Origin of the sequence: Erythrobacter sp. YT30 (assembly GCF_001542875.1) — a bacterium.
Lineage (GTDB): Bacteria > Pseudomonadota > Alphaproteobacteria > Sphingomonadales > Sphingomonadaceae > Erythrobacter.
The window spans coordinates 434,659-455,000 of record NZ_LMAF01000002.1 but is presented as its reverse complement, the minus strand read 5'-3'; the positions used below and the strand labels follow the sequence as shown (position 1 = coordinate 455,000).

General features: G+C 55.0%; 13 protein-coding genes, 3 tRNA genes and 2 rRNA genes. 8 read left to right on the top strand and 10 right to left on the bottom strand.

Translation table 11 applies throughout. The features are described 5' to 3' along the window. Positions 1–194: 194 nt before the first annotated feature. The 5 genes from AUC45_RS06800 (at position 195) to AUC45_RS06780 (ending at position 3,874) form a co-directional block, all read left to right on the top strand. Positions 195–271: transfer RNA gene (locus tag AUC45_RS06800), tRNA-Ile, on the top strand. 31 nt (positions 272–302) lie between these two features. After that, positions 303–378, top strand: a tRNA-Ala gene (locus AUC45_RS06795). Between the two features lie 273 nt (positions 379–651). Then, positions 652–3,444: ribosomal RNA gene (locus tag AUC45_RS06790) — 23S ribosomal RNA — on the top strand. A gap of 127 nt (positions 3,445–3,571) precedes the next feature. Continuing rightward, positions 3,572–3,686 (top strand): 5S ribosomal RNA (gene rrf / locus AUC45_RS06785). Positions 3,687–3,797: 111 nt separating this feature from the next. Further along, positions 3,798–3,874 (top strand) — tRNA-Met (locus AUC45_RS06780). A 180-nt stretch (positions 3,875–4,054) separates the two neighbouring features. Here the strand turns inward: AUC45_RS06780 and AUC45_RS15950 are convergent. The 8 genes from AUC45_RS15950 to AUC45_RS06740 all read right to left on the bottom strand — a co-directional run bounded on the left by AUC45_RS15950 (position 4,055) and on the right by AUC45_RS06740 (position 14,473). Then, positions 4,055–5,920 carry a methyl-accepting chemotaxis protein gene (locus AUC45_RS15950; protein WP_067600207.1) on the bottom strand — a complete coding sequence of 622 codons (1,866 nt, stop codon included), beginning with the start codon at positions 5,918–5,920 and terminating at the stop codon, positions 4,055–4,057. An 85-nt stretch (positions 5,921–6,005) separates the two neighbouring features. Next, the gene (locus AUC45_RS06770) at positions 6,006–7,529 is read right to left on the bottom strand and encodes a bifunctional diguanylate cyclase/phosphodiesterase (RefSeq protein ID WP_067600204.1); all 1,524 of its coding nucleotides are present in this window, start codon (positions 7,527–7,529) and stop codon (positions 6,006–6,008) included. A gap of 168 nt (positions 7,530–7,697) precedes the next feature. Beyond that, positions 7,698–8,444 carry a protein-glutamate O-methyltransferase CheR gene (locus AUC45_RS06765; RefSeq protein WP_233998563.1) on the bottom strand — a complete coding sequence of 249 codons (747 nt, stop codon included), beginning with the start codon at positions 8,442–8,444 and terminating at the stop codon, positions 7,698–7,700. Between the two features lie 109 nt (positions 8,445–8,553). Next, positions 8,554–9,681 (bottom strand): chemotaxis-specific protein-glutamate methyltransferase CheB, encoded by a 1,128-nt coding sequence (gene cheB, locus AUC45_RS06760; protein ID WP_233998562.1) that lies wholly within the window; start codon positions 9,679–9,681, stop codon positions 8,554–8,556. Further along, on the bottom strand, positions 9,678–10,043 hold the full coding sequence (locus tag AUC45_RS06755; RefSeq protein WP_067600198.1) for a response regulator: 366 nt from the start codon (positions 10,041–10,043) through the stop codon (positions 9,678–9,680). The genes cheB and AUC45_RS06755 overlap by 4 nt, the downstream gene beginning before the upstream one ends. A 53-nt stretch (positions 10,044–10,096) precedes the next feature. Continuing rightward, positions 10,097–10,537, bottom strand: a complete 441-nt coding sequence (locus tag AUC45_RS06750; RefSeq protein ID WP_067600195.1) for a chemotaxis protein CheW — start codon at positions 10,535–10,537, stop codon at positions 10,097–10,099. Then, the gene (locus AUC45_RS06745; protein ID WP_067600192.1) at positions 10,534–12,987 is read right to left on the bottom strand and encodes a chemotaxis protein CheA; all 2,454 of its coding nucleotides are present in this window, start codon (positions 12,985–12,987) and stop codon (positions 10,534–10,536) included. Before AUC45_RS06745 ends, AUC45_RS06750 begins: the two co-directional genes overlap by 4 nt. Positions 12,988–13,063: 76 nt before the next feature. Then, positions 13,064–14,473: an MATE family efflux transporter gene (locus AUC45_RS06740; RefSeq protein WP_067600189.1), complete on the bottom strand. Its 1,410-nt coding sequence runs from the start codon at positions 14,471–14,473 to the stop codon at positions 13,064–13,066. Positions 14,474–14,616: 143 nt separating this feature from the next. Here AUC45_RS06740 and AUC45_RS06735 point away from each other — a divergent pair, with 143 nt between their 5' ends. Beyond that, positions 14,617–15,393, top strand: a complete 777-nt coding sequence (locus AUC45_RS06735) for a class II aldolase/adducin family protein (protein ID WP_067600186.1) — start codon at positions 14,617–14,619, stop codon at positions 15,391–15,393. Positions 15,394–15,426: 33 nt separating this feature from the next. Continuing rightward, a complete protein-coding gene (locus tag AUC45_RS06730) occupies positions 15,427–15,984 on the top strand; it encodes a (2Fe-2S)-binding protein (protein WP_067600182.1) in 558 nt (185 codons plus the stop codon). Between the two features lie 328 nt (positions 15,985–16,312). Here the strand turns inward: AUC45_RS06730 and AUC45_RS06725 are convergent, their stop codons facing one another. Next, positions 16,313–18,487: a TonB-dependent siderophore receptor gene (locus AUC45_RS06725; RefSeq protein ID WP_156423780.1), complete on the bottom strand. Its 2,175-nt coding sequence runs from the start codon at positions 18,485–18,487 to the stop codon at positions 16,313–16,315. Positions 18,488–18,669: 182 nt separating this feature from the next. On the opposite strand from AUC45_RS06725, the gene arsC reads away from it, so the two are divergent. Beyond that, positions 18,670–19,014, top strand: coding sequence for an arsenate reductase (glutaredoxin) (gene arsC / locus AUC45_RS06720; RefSeq protein WP_067600179.1), 345 nt, complete (start codon positions 18,670–18,672; stop codon positions 19,012–19,014). On the opposite strand, the gene AUC45_RS06715 is transcribed toward arsC, so the two are convergent. After that, complete coding sequence (locus AUC45_RS06715) at positions 19,011–20,333, bottom strand: MFS transporter (protein WP_067600176.1); 1,323 nt, start codon at positions 20,331–20,333, stop codon at positions 19,011–19,013. The genes arsC and AUC45_RS06715 overlap by 4 nt on opposite strands. Positions 20,334–20,342 lie beyond the last annotated feature (9 nt).

Genomic DNA, 20,342 nt, shown 5'->3' with positions numbered 1-20,342 from the left:
TAAGGATACAAGCGAAAGCGTCGAGCCTAGTGTTCGGAAGTGCTTCGCAAGTTCCAAAGAACATTGCCGTCGTCCTCGTGTCCTTTCATCAATCAGATACACCGCGATTGCGGGTCTTTGCCCTGCTATCTGCGTTGTTTGCCTGAGCTGGCTCGCGCCGCAATCGGCTTTTAACGAGCTGGCTTGTTAGGTGCAGGTCCGTAGCTCAGTTGGTTAGAGCGCACCCCTGATAAGGGTGAGGTCGGTGGTTCAAATCCACTCGGACCTACCATCGCTTTTGTGTGATGGTCGTTCACCGATATGGGGCCTTAGCTCAGCTGGGAGAGCACCTGCTTTGCAAGCAGGGGGTCATCGGTTCGATCCCGATAGGCTCCACCAGGCATTTGATCTGATGATGAAGAGAAACGAGATCCGGCATGTGGTTTTCCACTGAGCCGGTCAGGCGGATCTGCCGCCGAACTTTTGACATTGTGAATGGGTTTTTAAATCGATGCCGTGGCGCATAGATTGTTTGAAAGGTCTAGCCGGCCTGACAAGCGTGTAGTCTATGCATCACAAATCAATCAAATTGATTATCTGGCTGAGATAATTCTCTACACTATCGCGAAGACGATGGGCTTTTATGCAGGTCTGTCGTTGATGGTGTGGATTCTCAAGCGTGAGGTAAGAGCATTTGGTGGATGCCTTGGCATGTACAGGCGATGAAGGACGTGGCACGCTGCGATAAGCGTCGGGGAGATGTGAGCAATCTTTGATCCGGCGATTTCCGAATGGGGAAACCCACCTTCACCATTTCTTTCATTTTCTCTTCGGAGAGATTGAGAGAGGTGGATAAGGTATCACCTTAGTGAATATATAGCTTTGGTGAAGCAAACCCAGGGAACTGAAACATCTCAGTACCTGGAGGAAAAGACATCAACCGAGATTCCCGTAGTAGTGGCGAGCGAACCGGGACCAGGCCAGTGCCTTTTCTATTATTAGCAAAACTCTCTGGAAAGTGAGACCATAGTGGGTGACAGTCCCGTATGCGAAGAGACTAGAAAAGGACTTGAGTAGGGCGGAACACGTGAAATTCTGTCTGAACATGGGGGGACCACCCTCCAAGCCTAAATACTCGTACATGACCGATAGCGAACACAGTACCGTGAGGGAAAGGTGAAAAGCACCCCGATGAGGGGAGTGAAACAGTACCTGAAACCGGATGCTTACAAGCAGTTGGAGCCCCATAGGGGGTGACAGCGTACCTCTTGCATAATGGGTCAGTGACTTAATCTAGCATGCAAGCTTAAGCCGTTAGGTGTAGGCGAAGCGAAAGCGAGTCTGAATAGGGCGACTGAGTATGTTGGATTAGACCCGAACCCCGGCGATCTAGGCATGAGCAGGTTGAAGGTGCGGTAACACGCACTGGAGGACCGAACCGTTGCATGTTGAAAAATGCTCGGATGACTTGTGTTTAGGGGTGAAAGGCCAATCAAGCCGGGAAATAGCTGGTTCTCCGCGAAATCTATTGAGGTAGAGCGTCAGATTTTTGCCATTGGGGGTAGAGCACTGGATGGGCTAGGGCTGCGCGAGCGGTACCAAACCTAACCAAACTCCGAATACCAATGAGTCTAGTCTGGCAGACAGACGGCGGGTGCTAAGGTCCGTCGTCAAAAGGGAAACAGCCCTAACCTACAGCTAAGGTCCCCAAGTCATATCTAAGTGGGAAAGCATGTGGGAATCCCAAAACAACCAGGAGGTTGGCTTAGAAGCAGCCATCCTTTAAAGAAAGCGTAACAGCTCACTGGTCTAAATAAGGGTTCCTGCGGCGAAGATGTAACGGGGCTAAAGATATGCACCGAAGCTTAGGGTTCATAGTTTACTATGAGCGGTAGCGGAGCGTTCCGTAAGTTGATGAAGCCGAAGGGTAACCGACGGTGGAGATATCGGAAGTGCGAATGCTGACATGAGTAGCGATAAAGAGGGTGAGATGCCCTCTCGCCGAAAGACCAAGGGTTCCTGCTCAACGCTAATCGGAGCAGGGTTAGCCGGCCCCTAAGACGAGCCCGAAGGGGGTAGTCGATGGGAACCACGTAAATATTCGTGGGCTTGGAGATGTGTGACGGATGTCGGAAGTAGTGTGGCCTTATTGGATTGGTCATGCTGCCAAGATGTTCCAGGAAATAGCCTCTCCGTATAAACCGTACCCGAAACCGACACAGGTGGTCAGGTAGAGTATACCAAGGCGCTTGAGAGAAGTATCCTGAAGGAACTCGGCAAATTGCCTCCGTACCTTCGGAAGAAGGAGGCCCTGAATCGAGGCAACTCTTTTCAGGGGGCACAGGCCAGGGGGTAGCGACTGTTTATCAAAAACACAGGACTCTGCTAAGTCGGCTTCAAGACGACGTATAGGGTCTGACGCCTGCCCGGTGCTTGAAGGTTAAGAGGAGGAGTGCAAGCTCCGAATTGAAGCCCAAGTAAACGGCGGCCGTAACTATAACGGTCCTAAGGTAGCGAAATTCCTTGTCGGGTAAGTTCCGACCTGCACGAATGGCGTAACGACTTCCCCACTGTCTCCAGGATATGCTCAGCGAAATTGAATTCTCCGTGAAGATGCGGAGTACCCGCGGTTAGACGGAAAGACCCCGTGCACCTTTACTGCAGCTTCAGAGTGGCATTAGGAAAGAACTGTGTAGCATAGGTGGGAGGCTTTGAAACTTGGGCGCCAGTCCGAGTGGAGCCATAGGTGAAATACCACCCTGTTGTTTTCTGATGTCTAACCTAGAACCGTTATCCGGTTCAGGGACCCTCTGTGGCGGGTAGTTTGACTGGGGCGGTCGCCTCCTAAAGAGTAACGGAGGCGCGCGATGGTAGGCTCAGGCCGGTTGGAAACCGGCTGCGAGAGTGCAATGGCATAAGCCTGCCTGACTGCGAGACCGACAGGTCGAGCAGAGACGAAAGTCGGTCATAGTGATCCGGTGGTCCCTCGTGGAAGGGCCATCGCTCAACGGATAAAAGGTACGCCGGGGATAACAGGCTGATGATTCCCAAGAGCTCATATCGACGGAATCGTTTGGCACCTCGATGTCGGCTCATCACATCCTGGGGCTGGAGCAGGTCCCAAGGGTTTGGCTGTTCGCCAATTAAAGTGGTACGTGAGCTGGGTTCAGAACGTCGCGAGACAGTTTGGTCCCTATCTGCCGTGGGCGTCGATACTTGATAGGAGTTGCCCCTAGTACGAGAGGACCGGGGTGAACATGCCTCTGGTGTACCAGTCATCCTGCCAAGGGTGCCGCTGGGTAGCTATGCATGGACGGGATAACCGCTGAAAGCATCTAAGCGGGAAGCCTCCCTAAAGATAAGGTATCTTCGAACCGTCATAGACCATGACGTTGATAGGCCAGGTGTGGAAGCGCAGTAATGTGTGAAGCTAACTGGTCCTAATAGTTCTGTCGCGCTTGAGAGTTCGCACTATCAACGACAGCCTTGCGTTCAGCAGGCCGAGCGTTGGTAAGAGAATTACCAAGCCAGATAAACCCTTTGAACACCAAATCAGGTGCATCGATTTAACCCGCACACACCGGCTTCATTGCTTGGTGGCCATAGCGTCTGTGACCCACCCGATCCCATCTCGAACTCGGCCGTGAAACCAGATAGCGCCGATGGTACTGTGTCTTAAGGCACGGAAGAGTAGGTCGTCGCCAGGCATTGCAGCTGGTGTGAGCGCGGTAAAAACCCATTCACTGTCAAAGGGCTTGCCTAAGGGCTGGCCCTTTTGGCGTCTCTAGGGACTATTTCCCAGGCGCCCAGCTAGGTAGCGCGGGATGGAGCAGTCCGGTAGCTCGTCAGGCTCATAACCTGAAGGTCGTTGGTTCAAATCCAACTCCCGCAACCAGCCTAGAGAGAATAACCACCAGAGTTCGGCTGACCAATTTGATCCTATGGCGCGTGATAAGGCGTCTAGAATCCTATCGACAAACACCTCACGCAGTCACTCACTCTCACACTCGATCGAGAACAATGAGTGATGGTGTTATATCGGGGCTGGTTGTCTATGAGCGCGCGCTGCTACTGATCAAGCCTCGCGTACGCGCTTCAGGAATGCTTCGACTTGCTGGCTCAGATGGTTAGCCTGGCTGTCAAGATCATTGGCGCTCGTTAGCACTTGGCTTGCAGCAGCCCCGGTGGAAAGCGAAAGGGCGCGAACATCATCGATGTGGCCCGAAACCGTTTCCGTGCCGCGCGCAGCAAGGTCGATACTCCGCGCCAGATCCTGTCCTGCTACGGATTGTTGATCGACCGCACTCGCTATGGAGATGGCAGTGCTCTCAAGCTCTTTTACCTGGCCGGCAATCGAGCGGAGCGCGTTTACGCTTGCTCCAGTTGTTTCCTGCATGGAACGGATCTGCTCACCGACCTGATCGGTCGCGCGGCTGGTTTGCATGGCGAGCTCTTTCACTTCGCTTGCTACAACAGCAAAACCGCGTCCCGCCTCGCCGCCGCGTGCAGCTTCGATAGATGCGTTGAGTGCGAGGAGGTTGGTGCGCTGGGCGATCGTCTGGATAAGTTCAACGATCTGTCCAACCTGTTCGGCCGATTCTGACAGTGCGGAAATCGTTGTATCGGCATCTTCTGTTGCGTCCGCGGCCTGGCGAGCAAGTTCGCTGGAGGAGGCGGCCTGACGGCTTATCTCGCCAATTGAGAGAGCAAATTCGTCGCTTGCAGCAGCAGCAGAAGTCGCACCAGCGTTCGCTTCTTCCATGTTTTTGACGAGCGAATTTGTGCTCTTGCTAGCTTCATCGGCAGTGTCAGCCATGCGTGTCGCAGTGGTCTGAAGTTCGCCCGATGCTTTTGTTACGATCTCAACCACGTCGCCCACCGATTGCTCGAATTGCTGCGCGATTTCCGTGATCAGTGAAGCTTTGCGGGCTTCCAGTTCTTCACGCTCACGCGCGATTTCCTGCTGATGCTTGATCTCTTGTTCAGCGCGATCAGAGCGCTCGCGTGCCCATTGCTTCAGCTGCCGGTTGGCCTTTTTGAACATGGCAAGCGCGCGCAACATTTCACCGACTTCGTCTTTGCGATCATGACCCTGAATCCCAAAGTTGTCGTCCCCTTGGGCAAGACGCGTCATCATTGACGTGACGTTGCTGATCTTGCGCGAGAGATCTCGGGAGAGATATTGCAAACCGACGAGCAGCACGATGCCTGCCATGACCGTCAGAAAGGCAATGATCCCGATCATTTTGAAGAAATAGTCAATGCCCGAAACTTCAAGCTCGTTGAAACGGGCCTTCAAGCGGGCCGATATCCTGTCGGCATCGCTGAAGATACGGTCTCCTGCATCTGAAATCTCGTAGGCGAGTGCGCTGGTGCGCTCATTGCGGCCTTCGTTGGCGATCTGTGCGACTGCGCCATTGAAAGCCGCATCATAGGCCGCGAGATCTTCTTCAGCGCGCTCTACATCGCCCGTCAACTGGGGCACATATTCGGTTACGATTGCACTTAGCGTTTGTAGTTTTTCTTGTGCCGCGCGGTAATTTTCGCCGCGCGTTTCCAGCACAGATGGCTCGCCTTCGAAAACGTACCTGGCTGTGTTGTAGCGCAATTCCCCCATTGCACTCTTTAGCTCGCTTGATGCCTGAACCGCGTTCTGAACTTTGGCCGAGGTATCGTACCGAAACCAAAGCTCTGTTAGCCCGAGGCCAAGCACAAGCGTTATTGCAAACCCAAAGGCAGCGAAGACCCCAAAGATTGCGCGAATCTTGCCTCTGATCTGGGCATCGCGAAAGCTTTGAAAACGTTCAAGAAAGCTCGGCTTTTGATCGCCGATCGCATGCGTCTCATCGGCCATGTCGGCTTCGAGTTGCTCAAGGATGGATTGCGACATTTCCTCTGTCGCACCGTTTTCGCCTTCAACCTGTTGGACTTCCATGTTCATGCCCGCATTCCCGAATACTACGTATTGCTCCGGTGATGAACGAAAGTGGTTTACAAACGATTGATGGTGGCCTGCAAAAGCGACGCTAGCGGTTGACCACAGCCTTATGGGCGGACGGCTCAGACGCCTGATTATGATCGGCATTTTGTGCGGCAATCAATTCATCGATCTGCGCTGCAGGCATTGCCTTATGGTACAGCCAGCCCTGCATTTGATCGCACCCTGCCAGACGAACCATATCAGCCTGCTCTGTCGTTTCGACACCCTCAGCCGTAACTTCCATTTTAAGCGCACGCGCAACTGCGATGCTGGAAAGCATCATGGCGCGGCTACCGTCATCTTCGCCCGCTTGAACAACAAGGCTCCGATCCAGCTTCAGTTTTTCAAATCTGAACTGACGAAGGAAACCGATTGAAGCGTAGCCGGTGCCGAAATCGTCAAGGCTGATTTTGACACCGAAGCCGCGAATGACATCGAGGCTGCGTTCGGCCACGATCGGGTCGAGCACAAGGCAAGTCTCGGTAATTTCAAGTTCCAGCTGTTCTGGCTTGAACCCGGTCTCCTCCAAGATCTGGCCGAGTTTGACCGGAAACTCCGGATTGCGGAGCTGGGCTGCTGATATGTTGACTGAAAGTGTTAGCCCATCCCAATTCAATGCGTCGGTCATCGCTTGGCGAAGCACCCACAGCCCGATTGGATTGATTACGCCGGATTCTTCGGCGACGGGGATGAAGACATTCGGTCCCATTTTTTGGCCATCTGCTCGGTTCCAGCGCAGGAGAGCCTCAACTGCGACGATATCCTTTGTGTCGGCATCTACAAGTGGCTGGTAATGCAGCTCAAATTCGCCTTTCTCAAGCCCTTCGCGAAGATCGTCTTCAATTTCGCGAACCGCTTCGCGTCTTTGGTCGAATGTCTCATTGAACCAGGTGCAGCGCATTTTTCCGCCCCGCTTCGACATCTCCATCGCGACGTCCGCGCGGCGCAACAGTTCAGACGAATCGACAGGCGCACCCGGACCTGAATGCGATAGGCCAATGCTCGCCCCAAGAGTGATGCGATTTTCTTCGACGATAAAAGGTTTTTCGAGCCGAACGAGCAAGGAGCGCGACATGCCTTCCAGGATTGTTCCAGCAACGCTCCCGGAAAAGGCAACCGCGAATTCGTCTCCGCCCAACCGATAACACCGGCCGTCTTTGCCCATGACTTCGCGCAGCAGGCTGGAGCACTGCTTTATAAGAGCATCGCCCACGGCGTGGCCGAAGTGGTCGTTGATCTGTTTGAAACCGTCGAGGTCCACAATAGCGATCGCAATCTCTTCACCTGATTGCGAAAGCTCATCGATATGAGCGTGCAATTCGCGACGATTGGGCAGTTTGCTTAAGGTGTCTGTGGTGCCCATCTCCTCAAGCTCTCGTACAGCTGCAAAGCTATTGCGACCAAGGAGAAAAACAGTGGATGCGTAAAGCAGAAGGCCAGAGATCAAAAGCGCCGATGAGGAGAGCATCGCGATCTGATCGCTCGCAATTACCACCATCACGATAAGGGCAAATACAAAGGTCAGAACCGCGAATGGCATAACAACCAAACCGACTGGTGTTAGACGCATAGGTCTATCTTCGATACTCACCCGAAGTCCCCGTTTCATGCGCGTTCGCCAACATGCAGACAATGCACCAGAACCGCGGATGAATTGGTTAAGTCGGGTTATCTAAGAAAATGTAAAATTTTCGAATTTCTGCAAGAATACTACGCGCCAATCCGGAGGGGCGCCTTATCAAGTATGAGCATTAGCTGCTTCGCGAACAGTGTACAGGCTCGCCGCATCACTAACCGGAGCGAACGCGCGCGTGTGCCCCAAGACGGTTTCACCCGCACCCAACATCAGATATCCATCGCTCGCCATCGCTGATTGAAGCTTCTCAAAAGCGAGCTCTCGAAACGTGCGATCAAAATAGAGCAGCACGTTTCGACACAGAACAAGGTCAAAAGCTCGGCGGGAAGGCGGTTCTTTCAAGACGTTCCGCCTATCAAATCGCACCATCGAGCGAACGTTCTGATTGATCTGCCAACCGCTGTCTGTTTCCTCGAAGTGCTTCAGCATTTCGATGACACTCAATCCTCTTTGCACCTCAAATTGGCTGTAATGCCCCTGCCGCGCAGTGAAGATTGCCTGCTCGGATATGTCCGTTCCAAGTATATCAATCTTCCAGCCAGCCCAGCGCACTGGATCATCAACAATCGACATGGCGATTGAGTAGGCTTCTTGCCCGGTGGAGCACCCAGCGCACCAAATCGACAAACGTTTTTCCTCGGTCCGTCGCTCCGCCAGTCTGGGCAAGATTGCATTCGGCAACTGGTCAAACGTAGGTTTGTCACGAAAGAAATATGTTTCGTTATTGAGAAGCGCTTCGACGACTTGTTGCGATAATTCCTGACTGCGAGGTTCATCGAGCAGGCAAACGAGCTGATCGATATTACTGATGCCATGCTCTCTTAGAACGCAGGCAAGGGCAGAGCTCACCCGCCAAAGCCGATTTTCTGTGAGATGCTGTCCGGTTTCTCTCTCGAGAAGATCGGCTACTATCTGATAAGATGCTTTGCTCGCGTCCATACTTTGCAGCTGACTACCATCAGCGCTTGCTTGAAGCGTTGGTCTGAGCCGTGATGGCTTGGGCAAGTCTTTCGGGTGGTGCGACAAAGCTCGAAATGCCAGCCTTGGTGACAGCACCCGGCATGCCCCAGACGGCGCTGGTTTCGGCGTCCTGAGCGAACACCATACCGCCTGCCTCAATCAATTCCTTCGCGCCTTCGCTTCCATCGCGGCCCATGCCTGAAAGGATGATTGCTAGCGCATTGCCGGAGCACACACTGGCAAGACTGGAAAGCATAGGGTCAACCGAAGGCAAGCACCCGCTGCGCACTGGCTCTCGAGAAACGCCGCAGATCAAATTGCCATGTTCGCGCTTTACAACCATGTGCCCATGTCCAGTTGCAACGGCGACTTCATCTGGACGGATAGGCGTACCATCTTCGGCAATAACAGTTCGACGGCCGGAAATGACTTCAACTTGCCGAGCAAAGACCGAAATGAAGGAACTGGGAAGGTGCTGGGTGATGAGGATAGGCAAGCCGACGCCAACAGGCAGCGCTCGTAGCATGATATTGAGCGCATGGATCCCGCCGGTCGATGCGCCAATTGCCAAAACCTCAGGCGAAAATCCCGGCGAAGGGACGTATCTCGTGTCGGGCGGCGTATTCGCAGCCGACTTTGGGAGCTCACCTTCAGAAGCGATTTCTTCGTGTCCAAGCGCACCAATTTTTGCCAGCAGCTGACTGCGATAATCTTCGTTGAATCCACCCGGACGTGGCTTCAGCATGGTGTCAGCAGCGCCCATGGAGAGCGCTTTCAAAGTTGCTTCGGCGCCGTCTTCGGTCAGCGAAGAGACGACCAACACTTGAGCAGTTTGAGCTGTTTCCAGAATAGTTGGCAGTGCTTCAAGCCCGCCCATGCCCGGCATTTCGAGGTCAAGCAGGATTACGTCGACCCGGCCCGTTTTTTCTGTGTTGCGCAGTTTGGATATGGCTTGTTCCGCGCTGCTTGCCGTTTCGGCAACGATCAGGTTCGGCGCGCTTTCAACCATCCGTTTGAAGATCGTTCGAACGGTAAGCGAATCGTCGACGATCATCACGCGAACGCCATTGGCGCTTACATTGGAAGCGCGGTTCAAACGCCTGACAGGTGCGGCGTGGGCATTCATGCAAAACCAACCAGCTGTAGTTTGATTTGCAGCGTTTCGTGATCAAACGGCTTCATCACGTACTCATCGGCACCGGCAGAAATAGCCTCGCGAATGTGCGCGACGTCATTTTCGGTTGTACAAAAAACGACCTTTGGCTTGTCGCCTCCCGGGCGCTTGCGAAGCTGTGTGATAAACTCGATCCCCGTCATCACAGGCATATTCCAGTCGAGCAGCACGACATCAGGCATCTGCGCGTCGCAGGCGTCCAGGCCGAGTTGCCCATTTTCAGCCTCATCAACAGTGAAGCCAAGGGTTTCGAGAATATGCCTCGATACCTTTCGGATCACACGGGAATCATCAACGATCAGGCAGGTTTTCATCAGGACCTCTGTTGTGTTTGAAATCACACTACGAACCACGTGTGACCAATCGATTAAGCCGCGACTCCGAGGTCGTCGCTGGGATTGATAAGGCGAACTAGGTCCAGCAAAAGCGCTGGGCCTGACATTGTTTCGATCATGCCTTTTGCAACGCGGCTCCATTCCGCTCCAAAGCCTCCTGGTACCTTCCCGGGATCGGTGACACCGGTGGTAATGTCTTCAATAGCGTCGACCTTCAGTGCATAGGAGTGGCCCTGTACCGCGATCACTATGGCGCGGTCATCAATCTCCCATTGGCTGGATTCGAATCCTAGAGCGCTGCGGCTATCGATTACGGTCAACGCCTGACTGCGCAAGGCGGTGATCCCGGCTATATGATCGGGCGTGCCTGGTACTGGAGTTACGGCCCCCAGTTCGATCACGGATTGGACATCGTGCGCGTTGAACGCGCAACGGCGCCCCGCGATCTGTGCCATGACAAGCAAGTCTTTCATCGGCTTTTTCCTCCGCGGCTCGCGCGTTTTAGTGCTGCCAGCACGCCATCGCGATCGTAGCGATAGACAGTTGGATCATCGCCTGCCGCCACATCCTTGCTCGGATCAGGTTGACTACGCAGACGAATGACCGGGCCTTTCGGCAATTGATCAAGCTCTCGAGCGGCGTCGTATTCCTCTTCGAACACAATGGTGACATCGCATTCATCTTCGGTGGCGACATCATATCCAGCGGATTTGACCAGCGGCGCTAGAATGGTGCGCGCCCAATCATTGTCGGGCAATTGGCAGATGGGTTTGGCAGCTGCTTCTGGCGGCTCGCCATATTTTGCGAACAGCTCATGGCCGTCCATCAGAAGAACCGTTGCGTCATCGATTAGCGTCACGCCTTCGATCAGTGGATCGTCGGGAACCGGCTTAAGATTACCGCTCAGCTCTGCTGCATCGTTGACTTGCCTGACCGCAAATAGAAGCTCACAAACTCCATCGCTCATTCGCAAGAACCGCACTTTTTCTGTCGTCAACTTGCCGTCGGGTAGGCCAATAACGGGTAGTATGACGCCATCAATTACAGCGCGGGCGCTTCCAGTGGAGCGATCAAGAACGCTTGCAGGAGCTGTTTCGATGCGTTGGACCAGCTCCAACCGCACTGCGCAACGTCTGTCGCGCCAGTCTGTGAAGAGCATCACCCGTTTGATCACTTCTTCGGTTTCTTTCTGGTCCAGCAATTCAGTTTGCCGCACGCGTGTCCGCGCATCCGAGACCATGTCATAACGTCCAGCGATATTGGTCACGTCGAGAAGCAAAATGGGCTGGCCATCATCGAGCAGAGTAGAGCCCGCGTATAGGCCCGACTTCATGATCGCGGGCGCAAGTGGCTTGATGACGAGGTCGCCGTGGTGGGAAATGTCATCGACAGCTAATGCGAACTGATCTCCGCTCGCTAGCCGCAGGATCACCATGGTGTGCAGATCGATGGATGTATTTCTCGCCTCAAGCCCAAGCACATTGCTCAGCATGAGGCATGGCACTCGTTGGCCTCTGAAGGTGACTAGCGCGGTATCACCGACTTCGGTGTAATCCAGTGCCTTGCTAGAGGCATGAATGATTTCCTCGATGTAGCTTTGAGGAATGCCAAAACGCTGTCCGGCTGCTTCAACGGTCAGGCCTGCGATAATGCTGAGTGTCAGCGGCACTTGCAGGGTAAACAGGGTGCCGACATCAGACGTGCTCGACACTTTGATGCTTCCGCCGACACGCTCCAGATTGTCGCGCACAACATCGAGGCCGACGCCGCGACCTGAGACATTGCTGACGGTTTCCGCAGTTGAGAAACCAGGTTCGAAAATGAGCTGGAGGATTTTCTCTCGCGACATCTTCTCGCGTTGGCGAGCATCTATGAGACCGGTTGACAGTGCCTTGTCGGCGATTTTTTCCTCATTCAAGCCGCGCCCATCATCGCTGACAACGATTGAAATCGTATTGCCCGACTGCCGCGCCGATATCGATAGAATGCCGATCTCGCGTTTACCGCTCGCAAGTCGATCAGAAGGGCTTTCAATACCATGATCGACCGCATTGCGGATTAGATGGGTTAAGGGATCTCGAATTGTTTCGATCATCTCGCGATCGAGTTCGACATCCCCGCCCTCAATATCGACGATTACTTGCTTGCCGAGCTCGCTCGACAAATCACGGACCAACCGCGGCAGCGCGGAAAACAGCATTTCAATCCGCTGCATGCGCATCCGGGTGATCGCATCGCGAACGTCGGATAGAATGGAAGTCAGTCGCTCAAATGGTCCATCGATTGTCGGTTGAGTGCCGGCCTGCCGCAGACGATGAGCGAGGTCATTCCGGGCAAGAACCATATCGGAGACACCGCTCATCACCCGATCAAGTAGGTCGACCGGCAATCGGATTGAACGTTGGACTTGCGGTGTGTTGTCCGGTTTTGGCGATGGCGGTGAGTTCTTATTCGCCTCGGTAGAATCGGTTTCTTTCGCGTCAACCTCGACGCTTGTCGGATCGCTTGCATCAGACGGGGCCGTGGTTGCCGCATCAAGTGCATCAATCAATTCTTCACCCGGCTCAAGAGCTGCGATCAGCTCCTCGTCTCCGCCCTCTGGGAAATCTTCCCCTGCTTCGATGGCATCGACCATCTGTACAATTCTGTCGATGATAGCGAGTACGGCTGAAACCAGCGCTCGATCGGGTGTGCGGCGCTCGGCTCGGCAGTCTGCAAGTGCATCCTCTGCGGCGTGACTCAAAGCTGCGAGCCTTGGGAAGTCGAAGAAGCCGCAATTGCCTTTAACAGTGTGGACAAAGCGAAAGATGGTATCGAGACGCGCACGGTCTGCTGGATCAGCTTCCCAGGCGATGATTTCGCCCTCGCTTGCTTCCAGCATTTCACGTGTTTCTGCGACGAATTCCGCCAGCAGTTCATCCATGGCGCATGTGTCCCGGCTTCGTACCCCCCAACATTGGGAGACAGCCTTATGGACAGAGATGGTTAATGAATGGCTATCATGAGCTCTGCGAGGTTGGCTTAACCGCGCCGCTACTGCTTTGGCTGGATGTATCGCCTTTAACGCGTCTGCCCAGGACCCACCAGATCAGGAAAGCGCCTGTCACTGCTCCAAATCCGTTTGCGGCAAGCTCTGCCGTGTAGATTGCCGAACTGCCCCAGCTTTCCTGCAGCACCCATGCGACAGGCAGCATCACCAGAAACACTCTTAAAGCCGACTGGACAAGCGCAAACGCTGCTTTGTCAATCGAGTTCAAGATACCGTTGGCAACAATCAGTATTCCAAAGCCCGCATAGCCCCATGCAGCGATTTCCAGATACAATGCGAATTCTTCAATCACTGCGGGTTTATCCGTAAACAGCTGGGCAAAGAACTCTCCTGCCGAGGTAAGGAGAACCGCCGTCGCTAATCCCCATGCAACACAAAACAGGCCCGCATACACCGCCGCCTTTCGCGCTCTGTCGAACTGGTTTGCACCCCAATTCTGGCCGACGATAGATCCGATTGCGCCGGACAGCGCCAACAGCGGCACCGTGGCAAAACTTTGCAATCGCCCCGCTGCGCCAAATCCTGCGACCGCGTCCTGACCTGCACTTGCGATCAGCGCTGTCAGGATCGACAGCCCGATCGGATTAATCGCATTCGAAAACGCGGCCGGACCTGCCACTCGTGAAATTGCGATGGCTGAATCGGCGAGACTGCCTTTGCCGATCAGCGACAGATTTATGGGAATGTCGGTCTTGCCGACCAGGATCATCGCCATTGCTGCGCCAACGGCCCACCCTATCACCGTTGCATAGGCAGCTCCGGTGATCCCAAAGCCTTCAAATCCGAAGGCGCCGGTAATCAGGATCGGATCAAGCACCCAGTTGGCCGCAGCATAGGTAAGGCTGACATAGCTTGTCTTTCGCGCCTCCCCCTGGCCGCGCAGCACTCCGTTAAAGCCCATGATGGCAAGGATCAGCGGAAATCCGAGTGCATAGGGCCGCATATACATCTGGATGAGCGGCATCAGATCGTCGGGTGCATTCATCAAGCGGAACAGCGGATCTGTGGCTGCGAATAGCGCAAGACCAATCACAACGCCCACACTGACTGCGAAAACGAGGCCAAAATTCGCCCTGCGCGCTGCGCGGTCATCATTGCCTTCGCCAAGTGCTCGGGCGACGACGGAATTGATGCCGACCATCACACCAACGCCGAGTGAGGAGAGCGCAACAGTGATGGGGAAAATGAACGATATCGCTGCGAGGGCATCGCTGCCCAGCTTGCCGATGAAATATGCATCTACGACGCCGATCGACATAATCGCGGCCACCCCGATGATCGCTGGCAAGGTCTGGCCGACCAGATGCGAGGGTATGCTGCCTTGGGTGAGTTTAGCAGAGGAAGAGGGGGGCGAGCTCATGTCTGTTCAGCGCGGTAGCTGCGCTTTTCCTACTTGGCAAAAGCAAACAACTTTCGAGGCGCGTAGCAATGCTTGCAGGTAGGGGGTGTACCATGCGATAAAGAATCAAACGCGAATGAATCTCACGGGAAGGGAGCCTCAGCATGGCGACGCAGCTCAAACAATCGGAAAGTCTTGAAGGCCAGGTCAGCAAGGAAGAGTGGCAGGCACGCCTTGATCTTGCCGCATGCTACCGGATCTTTGATCACCTCGGCTGGTCGGAATCGATTTACAATCACATCTCTTTGAAAGTGCCGGGGGAAAAGGATACCTTCCTCATCAACCCATTTGGCCTTCTTTATGATGAAGTGACCGCGAGCAATCTTGTGAAGATCGATGTTGAAGGCAACAATGTCGGCGGCTCGCCTTACATGGTGAACAAGGCCGGCTTTACGCAGCACGCCTATTTCCACAAGCATCTGGGTGAGCGCGCCAATGCGATCTGCCATGTCCATACAACCGCGACGATGGCGGTGTGCAGCCACAAACACGGCCTTTTGCCGACGAATTTTTACGCCTGCAATTTTCAGGATCAGATCGGCTATCACGATTTTGAAGGCGTCACTGTCCGAGCTGAAGAAGGTGAACGGCTGGTCAAAAACCTTGGCGATCACACGATCTTGATGCTGCGCAATCACGGCCCGGTCGTGATGGACAAGGGCATTCAGGGCATGTTTGTCAAAATGTGGGCTTTGCAGCGCGCTTGTGAAATTCAGGTGGCAACTTTGTCTCAAGGTGAAGCCAATGTCGTTCCGCAGGAAGTCGTCGATGTGCATCAGCGCGATCTTTCGGTGATGCAAGCGCAAGGTGGTGCGGGCGTGTTCGACTTTGAAGCGTGGAAGCGCAGAGTATCAAAGGTCGACGACAGCTGGCGCAGCTAAGCTGATCCTGTATCAGGGGAATAACCCGACAATATGCCGCGTTTGACGGTCAATGATCGCCCGGTCGAGTTTGATCTCGATCCGGAAATGCCGCTGCTTTACGCGCTTCGCGAAGCGCTGAACCTTACGGGCACCAAAGCTGCTGGCGGGGGTGATTGCTCGTGCGGGGTGTGCACCGTTATCGTCGATGGCACTGCGCTTCGATCCTGCAAGATCACTCTGGCAGAGGCAGAGGGGCGCTATGTCACCACAATCGAAGGGCTGTCGCGCGATCGCTCGCATCCCGTGCAACAAGCGATGGTGGCAGAGCAAGCGATACAATGCGGGTATTGTACCCCGGGAATTGTGATGGCGGCAGCGGCTTTGCTTCAGCGCAATGCCGCGCCAAGCAAGGCTGACATAATCGAGGCGATCCCCAATATGTGCCGGTGCGGGGTCTATCCGCGCCTTGTTGAAGCGGTGCAGCGCGCTGGACGGGCTCTTCGCGAAATCGAGCGGATCAATTCTCTTGCCGCTCCGCCAGGCACAAGCGCTGCTGAGGCAGCTGAGACGGTCCCGGCGATAACCGCTCCTGGCAGCGCAGAGGACTGATCCATCGGATTGCGGAGACGCGGTGACAGCCGAAATTGTCCCATAATGAGACAGGTTTTGCAGACCTAGGGTGACAAAGGTGACACCCTGTCACCTTTGTGCTTTGGCATTTTTCGACTATCAAACAAGGCTTTAGTTGGTATTTTGCCAGGGTGACGGACAGGTGATGGAGCCTGTTACTTGGGCGTGCGATCTCTCGACGAGCCTCCTGCACCCTGTGGTGATCAGGCAAGCTAAAAGAGTGGGTCCGACAATGCGAAAGAGCGCCGCCCCTGCTTGCATCATATCCAGCAGTAGGAAAGCGCTCGCCCGCCGATCTCCAACGCTCCTAAAACTGAGCCGTGACCGCAAAGCGCGCATTCAAGGGCGCACCCACTGTCGCCTGATGGGTTGAGTGAGAATTGGGGAAATAGAGCGTGTCGGTCACGTTCTCGACATTCACCTGCAAACGCAGCATGTCGGTGACGTCATAATACGCCGCAGCATCGATCCGCGTATAGGCAGGAAGGACGGCGCGCGTCGTCACCTCATCCCCATTTAGTCCTTCATAAGTCACATTGCCATTGGTGATGAAGCTGTCTGACTGGTGCGTCAGGCCAAGACCAATTCCGAACCTGTCAGTTACCTGCACGTTGTTCCAGATTGAGAACATGTTTTCAGGCAATTCGCGCGGACGAAGACCATCATTGCCAAACTCGTCGACCTGAACGCCGTCGAGGAAACTGTAACCGGCCGTGACGAACCAACCCGGCAATACCTCGCCTTGAAGCTGAAGCTCAAAGCCCTGGATATTGCTGTCGATCACGTCGAGCGTTTCGGGATCATTGTCGCTCGGCTGAGGAGAGCTCTGCTCGATATCGAAGACGGCGGCAGTCAGGCTCAATCCACTGTCGAAATCCCATTTGATCCCGGCTTCCAGATTGGTGAAGGTGTCGGGATCGAGCGCATTGTTCACGCCGTTGATATTGGCAAACTGCTCACCCGAACGCGGCAGGAAAGTTTCAGAATAGCTCGCATAGATCGAGATGTTTTCCTGCGGCTTGATGATGATGCCACCGCGGGGGGAAAACTCTTCGTCTTTGCGCGTGCGCAACTCGAGATTGTCGGGATCAAGATTATTGACGGCAATATCAAAGCTATCGAAGCGCCCGCCAATCACGACATTCAGCCATTCCGTCAGCTTGATCTCATCCTGAATGTACAGCGAGAACACGTCGATATCGACGTCGGTGTCATCATTGAGATCGCTGAACGCGACGCTGGTTGGATTGCCCGAGGCATTGATACCAACGCCATTGCGGAAATTCAGCGGACGCTGGATGAAGAAGTCTTCATTATCGTCATTGGTCTGATCCCAAACCGGATTGAAGCGATCTTGGCGCGACGATGTGTTGATGAATTCCGCCCCGATCAAAAGTGTGTGATCGATTGATCCGGTTTCAAATTCGCCGACAAGATTGCTCGTCAGGATCAGGTTCTCGCGGAATGTCCTGTCGATATAGCCATCGGTGGTGACGACATCGGGCGATGCAAGCTGGTTGTATCCCGAGGCGTAGAAGTTCGAATAGACCTTGTCATAATCGCCGTAGAACGCGCTGACGACGCCTTTCCAGCTGTCGGAAAACTGGTGGCTCAGATTGGCGCGGAATAGGTGCGCTTCGAGATTGGTGAAGTTCAATTCCTCATCGCCGAACACGATGTCTTCGAACTCTTCGACGGGGCGTCCATCGATGCCTGTCGGAATGCCGCGATCAACGAAGCGTTCGTGATCGGCGTACTCGTAAGAGAGATCGAGCGTGGTGACTTCGCCCAGCGCGATGCGCGCGGTGGGGTTAAAGCCGATCCGCTCGCCATCATAGAAGTCGCGGTGGTTATCGAGGCTTTCGTAAATCGCATTGACCCGGACGGCCGCATTGTCGCCAGCGGCAAGGTTGATATCGCCCTGAATGCTGAACGCGCCGAATGTATCGATCGCGACCTGTCCGCCGCCGAACACTTCCCCCAGCGTGCCTTTCTTGGTCACGCGATTGAGGACACCGCCAGTGCCCCCGCGCCCAAACAACAGTGCGTTGGGGCCGCGCAGGATTTCGACCTGCTCCAGATTGTAGAGGCCGCGGTAATACTGCACATCATCGCGCACGCCATCGATAAAGAAATCCGCGGTTGATCGGACGCCGCGAAAGACGATGGCATCGCGGTGTCCTTCGCCTTGGGAGTTGTTCACGCCGGGTGTGTAATCGACGATCTGCGCGATGCTGTCGAAGCCGCGCCGCAGGATTTCATCCTGGGTCGTGATGGTTAGCGACTGGGGCACATCGATGATCGGTGTCGGCGTTTTGACTGCGTTGATTTCGCTTGAATAAAGCACATCGCCTGTCACCACGATCCGGCCCGTTGTCGCATCAGCGCTGTCTTCAGCAGAGCTTTCAGTTTCCGCGAGAGCAGGAAGAGCCGTAAGCGCCGTCCCCATCATAAGAGCGATGCGCGCCGCGCGAAAAATCATTGAAATACCCTTCCTTTTTCGAGTCGCCATGCGATCTCGTCCGTCGGGATGGGGCGCTATTGCAAATTATTCGCATTGCCAAGTGATTTTGAGAATTATTCTCGAAAGGGGATGATGTGTGGCAGTTCTGCCTCGTTTTCGTTAGGCGGTTGCAGACACGAATTTGTGAAAGGCGACCATCCATGAAAGCGACGATCTGGCACAATCCGAAATGCGGCACCTCGCGCAAGACTCTGGCAATTCTTGAGGAGACTGATGGCGTTGACGTGACAGTGGTTGAGTATCTGAAAGACCCTCCCACACGTGACAAACTCGCGCAGCTTTACGCCGATGCAGGGATCACACCTCACCAGGGCCTGCGCATTCGCGGAACCGATGCAAAAGAGCGCGGACTGCCCGACGCCGATGCGGATACGGTGCTCGAAGCGATGGCAACCGAGCCGATCCTGATTGAACGCCCGCTAGTCGAGACTGACAAAGGCGTCGCGCTCTGCCGCCCGCAGGACGTGGTGCTCAAACTGCTTTAATCGAAGACTTCGCGTTCGGCGGTCAGGCTTGCATCCGCCTGCAAGCCCCGCCAGCCGAGGATCGCAACTATCAGGCAGAACACGATAACAAGGCCGAAGCCCAGCCAGTCACTGACGTTGTAGAGCCATACGCCCAGTGCAGGTGCGTAGATAAAGCTTGCACCCGCAACGCTTGCTACAATGCCCGATGCCTGCCCTTGCTCCGCCCGCGTCACTGCAAGCGATGTTCCCGCCGTGGTGCCCGGACGGAACAGTCCAAAGCCCAGAGATGCAATCGCATATCCCAGCGACAATCCGAAAACAGTGTTAGCCGCTCCCAATATGGCGGTCCCAAAGGCTGCCACCATCACACCTGAAAGCGTCGCCAATCGCGGCCCCATCTGGAAACGCGGGATAATGCCCCATTGCGCGAGCAGCGTCGCCACCGCGCCGAACACCAGTACTAGGCTGACATACGTAGCCCCCTGTTCTGGATCGCTGCGAAGGCCCAACCGATCGAGCACCAGAAACCCCGCAATGCCCATGATCATCGCGTGCGCATGGCCACCCAAAAGCCCCGCCATCACCCACGGGCGCACGCGTTCATCGGACCATTTGAGAAGTGCCGGCTCTTTCTCGACTGGCTCATCCTCGCCATCCTCATCGACTTCCAGGCCTTCGGATGTGCTCGAATAGGGTGCCGCTCGGCCCCGCGCGGCGAATTGCGGTTCGTCATTCGGGAGACGCAGCCGCAGCAATGTGAGCGCAATGATGCCAACCGCAGCAAATCCCATGAATGGCCCAACCAGCCCGAGGTTGAGAAACGAGACCACCATTAAAGGCGCAAGAACAGGTCCAATCACAGTGCCAAGGCCAAAGCTGGATGCGATGAGCGATAAGGCGTTGGTCCGCTCTGATCGGGGTGTTCGCGATGCGACATAGGCTTGGACAGCTGGTGGTGCCGCGCTTCCGAACCCGCCATAAAGGCTGCGCGCGGCCGCAAATGCCAGCAGGGTCCAGAACGCGGTGATCCAGCCCGACAGGCCCGCCCACAGCACCGCGCCGCATAGCGCCATCGACACGACAAATCCGATAAGCCCAAGCGCCATCATCGCTTTGCGTCCGCGCCTATCGGAACGCCGAGCCCAGATCGGTGCGCACACCACCCACAGCAAGGCCGACCACGAATAAGCGAGGCTAATCCACACATCGTCGACGCGCAGAGCCGTGCCTATTGATGGCATCACCGATTGCATCGCGGTGTTGCCCGCCGCGGTCACCAGCATGACCGAGAACAGAAGCGCCATACGCGCGTTGGAAATGCCCGAAGAATGCGCCATTGCGCAGCA

What these genes read in the sequence shown, in the direction of transcription:
- AUC45_RS15950 (WP_067600207.1), bottom strand. Translation starts at nt 5,920, where the DNA reads ATGAACATGGAAGTCCAACAGGTTGAAGGCGAAAACGGTGCGACAGAG.
- AUC45_RS06770 (WP_067600204.1), bottom strand. Translation starts at nt 7,529, where the DNA reads ATGCGTCTAACACCAGTCGGTTTGGTTGTTATGCCATTCGCGGTTCTG.
- cheB (WP_233998562.1), bottom strand. Translation starts at nt 9,681, where the DNA reads ATGAATGCCCACGCCGCACCTGTCAGGCGTTTGAACCGCGCTTCCAAT.
- AUC45_RS06755 (WP_067600198.1), bottom strand. Translation starts at nt 10,043, where the DNA reads ATGAAAACCTGCCTGATCGTTGATGATTCCCGTGTGATCCGAAAGGTA.
- AUC45_RS06750 (WP_067600195.1), bottom strand. Translation starts at nt 10,537, where the DNA reads ATGAAAGACTTGCTTGTCATGGCACAGATCGCGGGGCGCCGTTGCGCG.
- AUC45_RS06745 (WP_067600192.1), bottom strand. Translation starts at nt 12,987, where the DNA reads ATGGATGAACTGCTGGCGGAATTCGTCGCAGAAACACGTGAAATGCTG.
- AUC45_RS06740 (WP_067600189.1), bottom strand. Translation starts at nt 14,473, where the DNA reads ATGAGCTCGCCCCCCTCTTCCTCTGCTAAACTCACCCAAGGCAGCATA.
- AUC45_RS06735 (WP_067600186.1), top strand. Translation starts at nt 14,617, where the DNA reads ATGGCGACGCAGCTCAAACAATCGGAAAGTCTTGAAGGCCAGGTCAGC.
- AUC45_RS06730 (WP_067600182.1), top strand. Translation starts at nt 15,427, where the DNA reads ATGCCGCGTTTGACGGTCAATGATCGCCCGGTCGAGTTTGATCTCGAT.
- AUC45_RS06725 (WP_156423780.1), bottom strand. Translation starts at nt 18,487, where the DNA reads ATGATTTTTCGCGCGGCGCGCATCGCTCTTATGATGGGGACGGCGCTT.
- arsC (WP_067600179.1), top strand. Translation starts at nt 18,670, where the DNA reads ATGAAAGCGACGATCTGGCACAATCCGAAATGCGGCACCTCGCGCAAG.
- AUC45_RS06715 (WP_067600176.1), bottom strand. Translation starts at nt 20,333, where the DNA reads ATGGCGCATTCTTCGGGCATTTCCAACGCGCGTATGGCGCTTCTGTTC.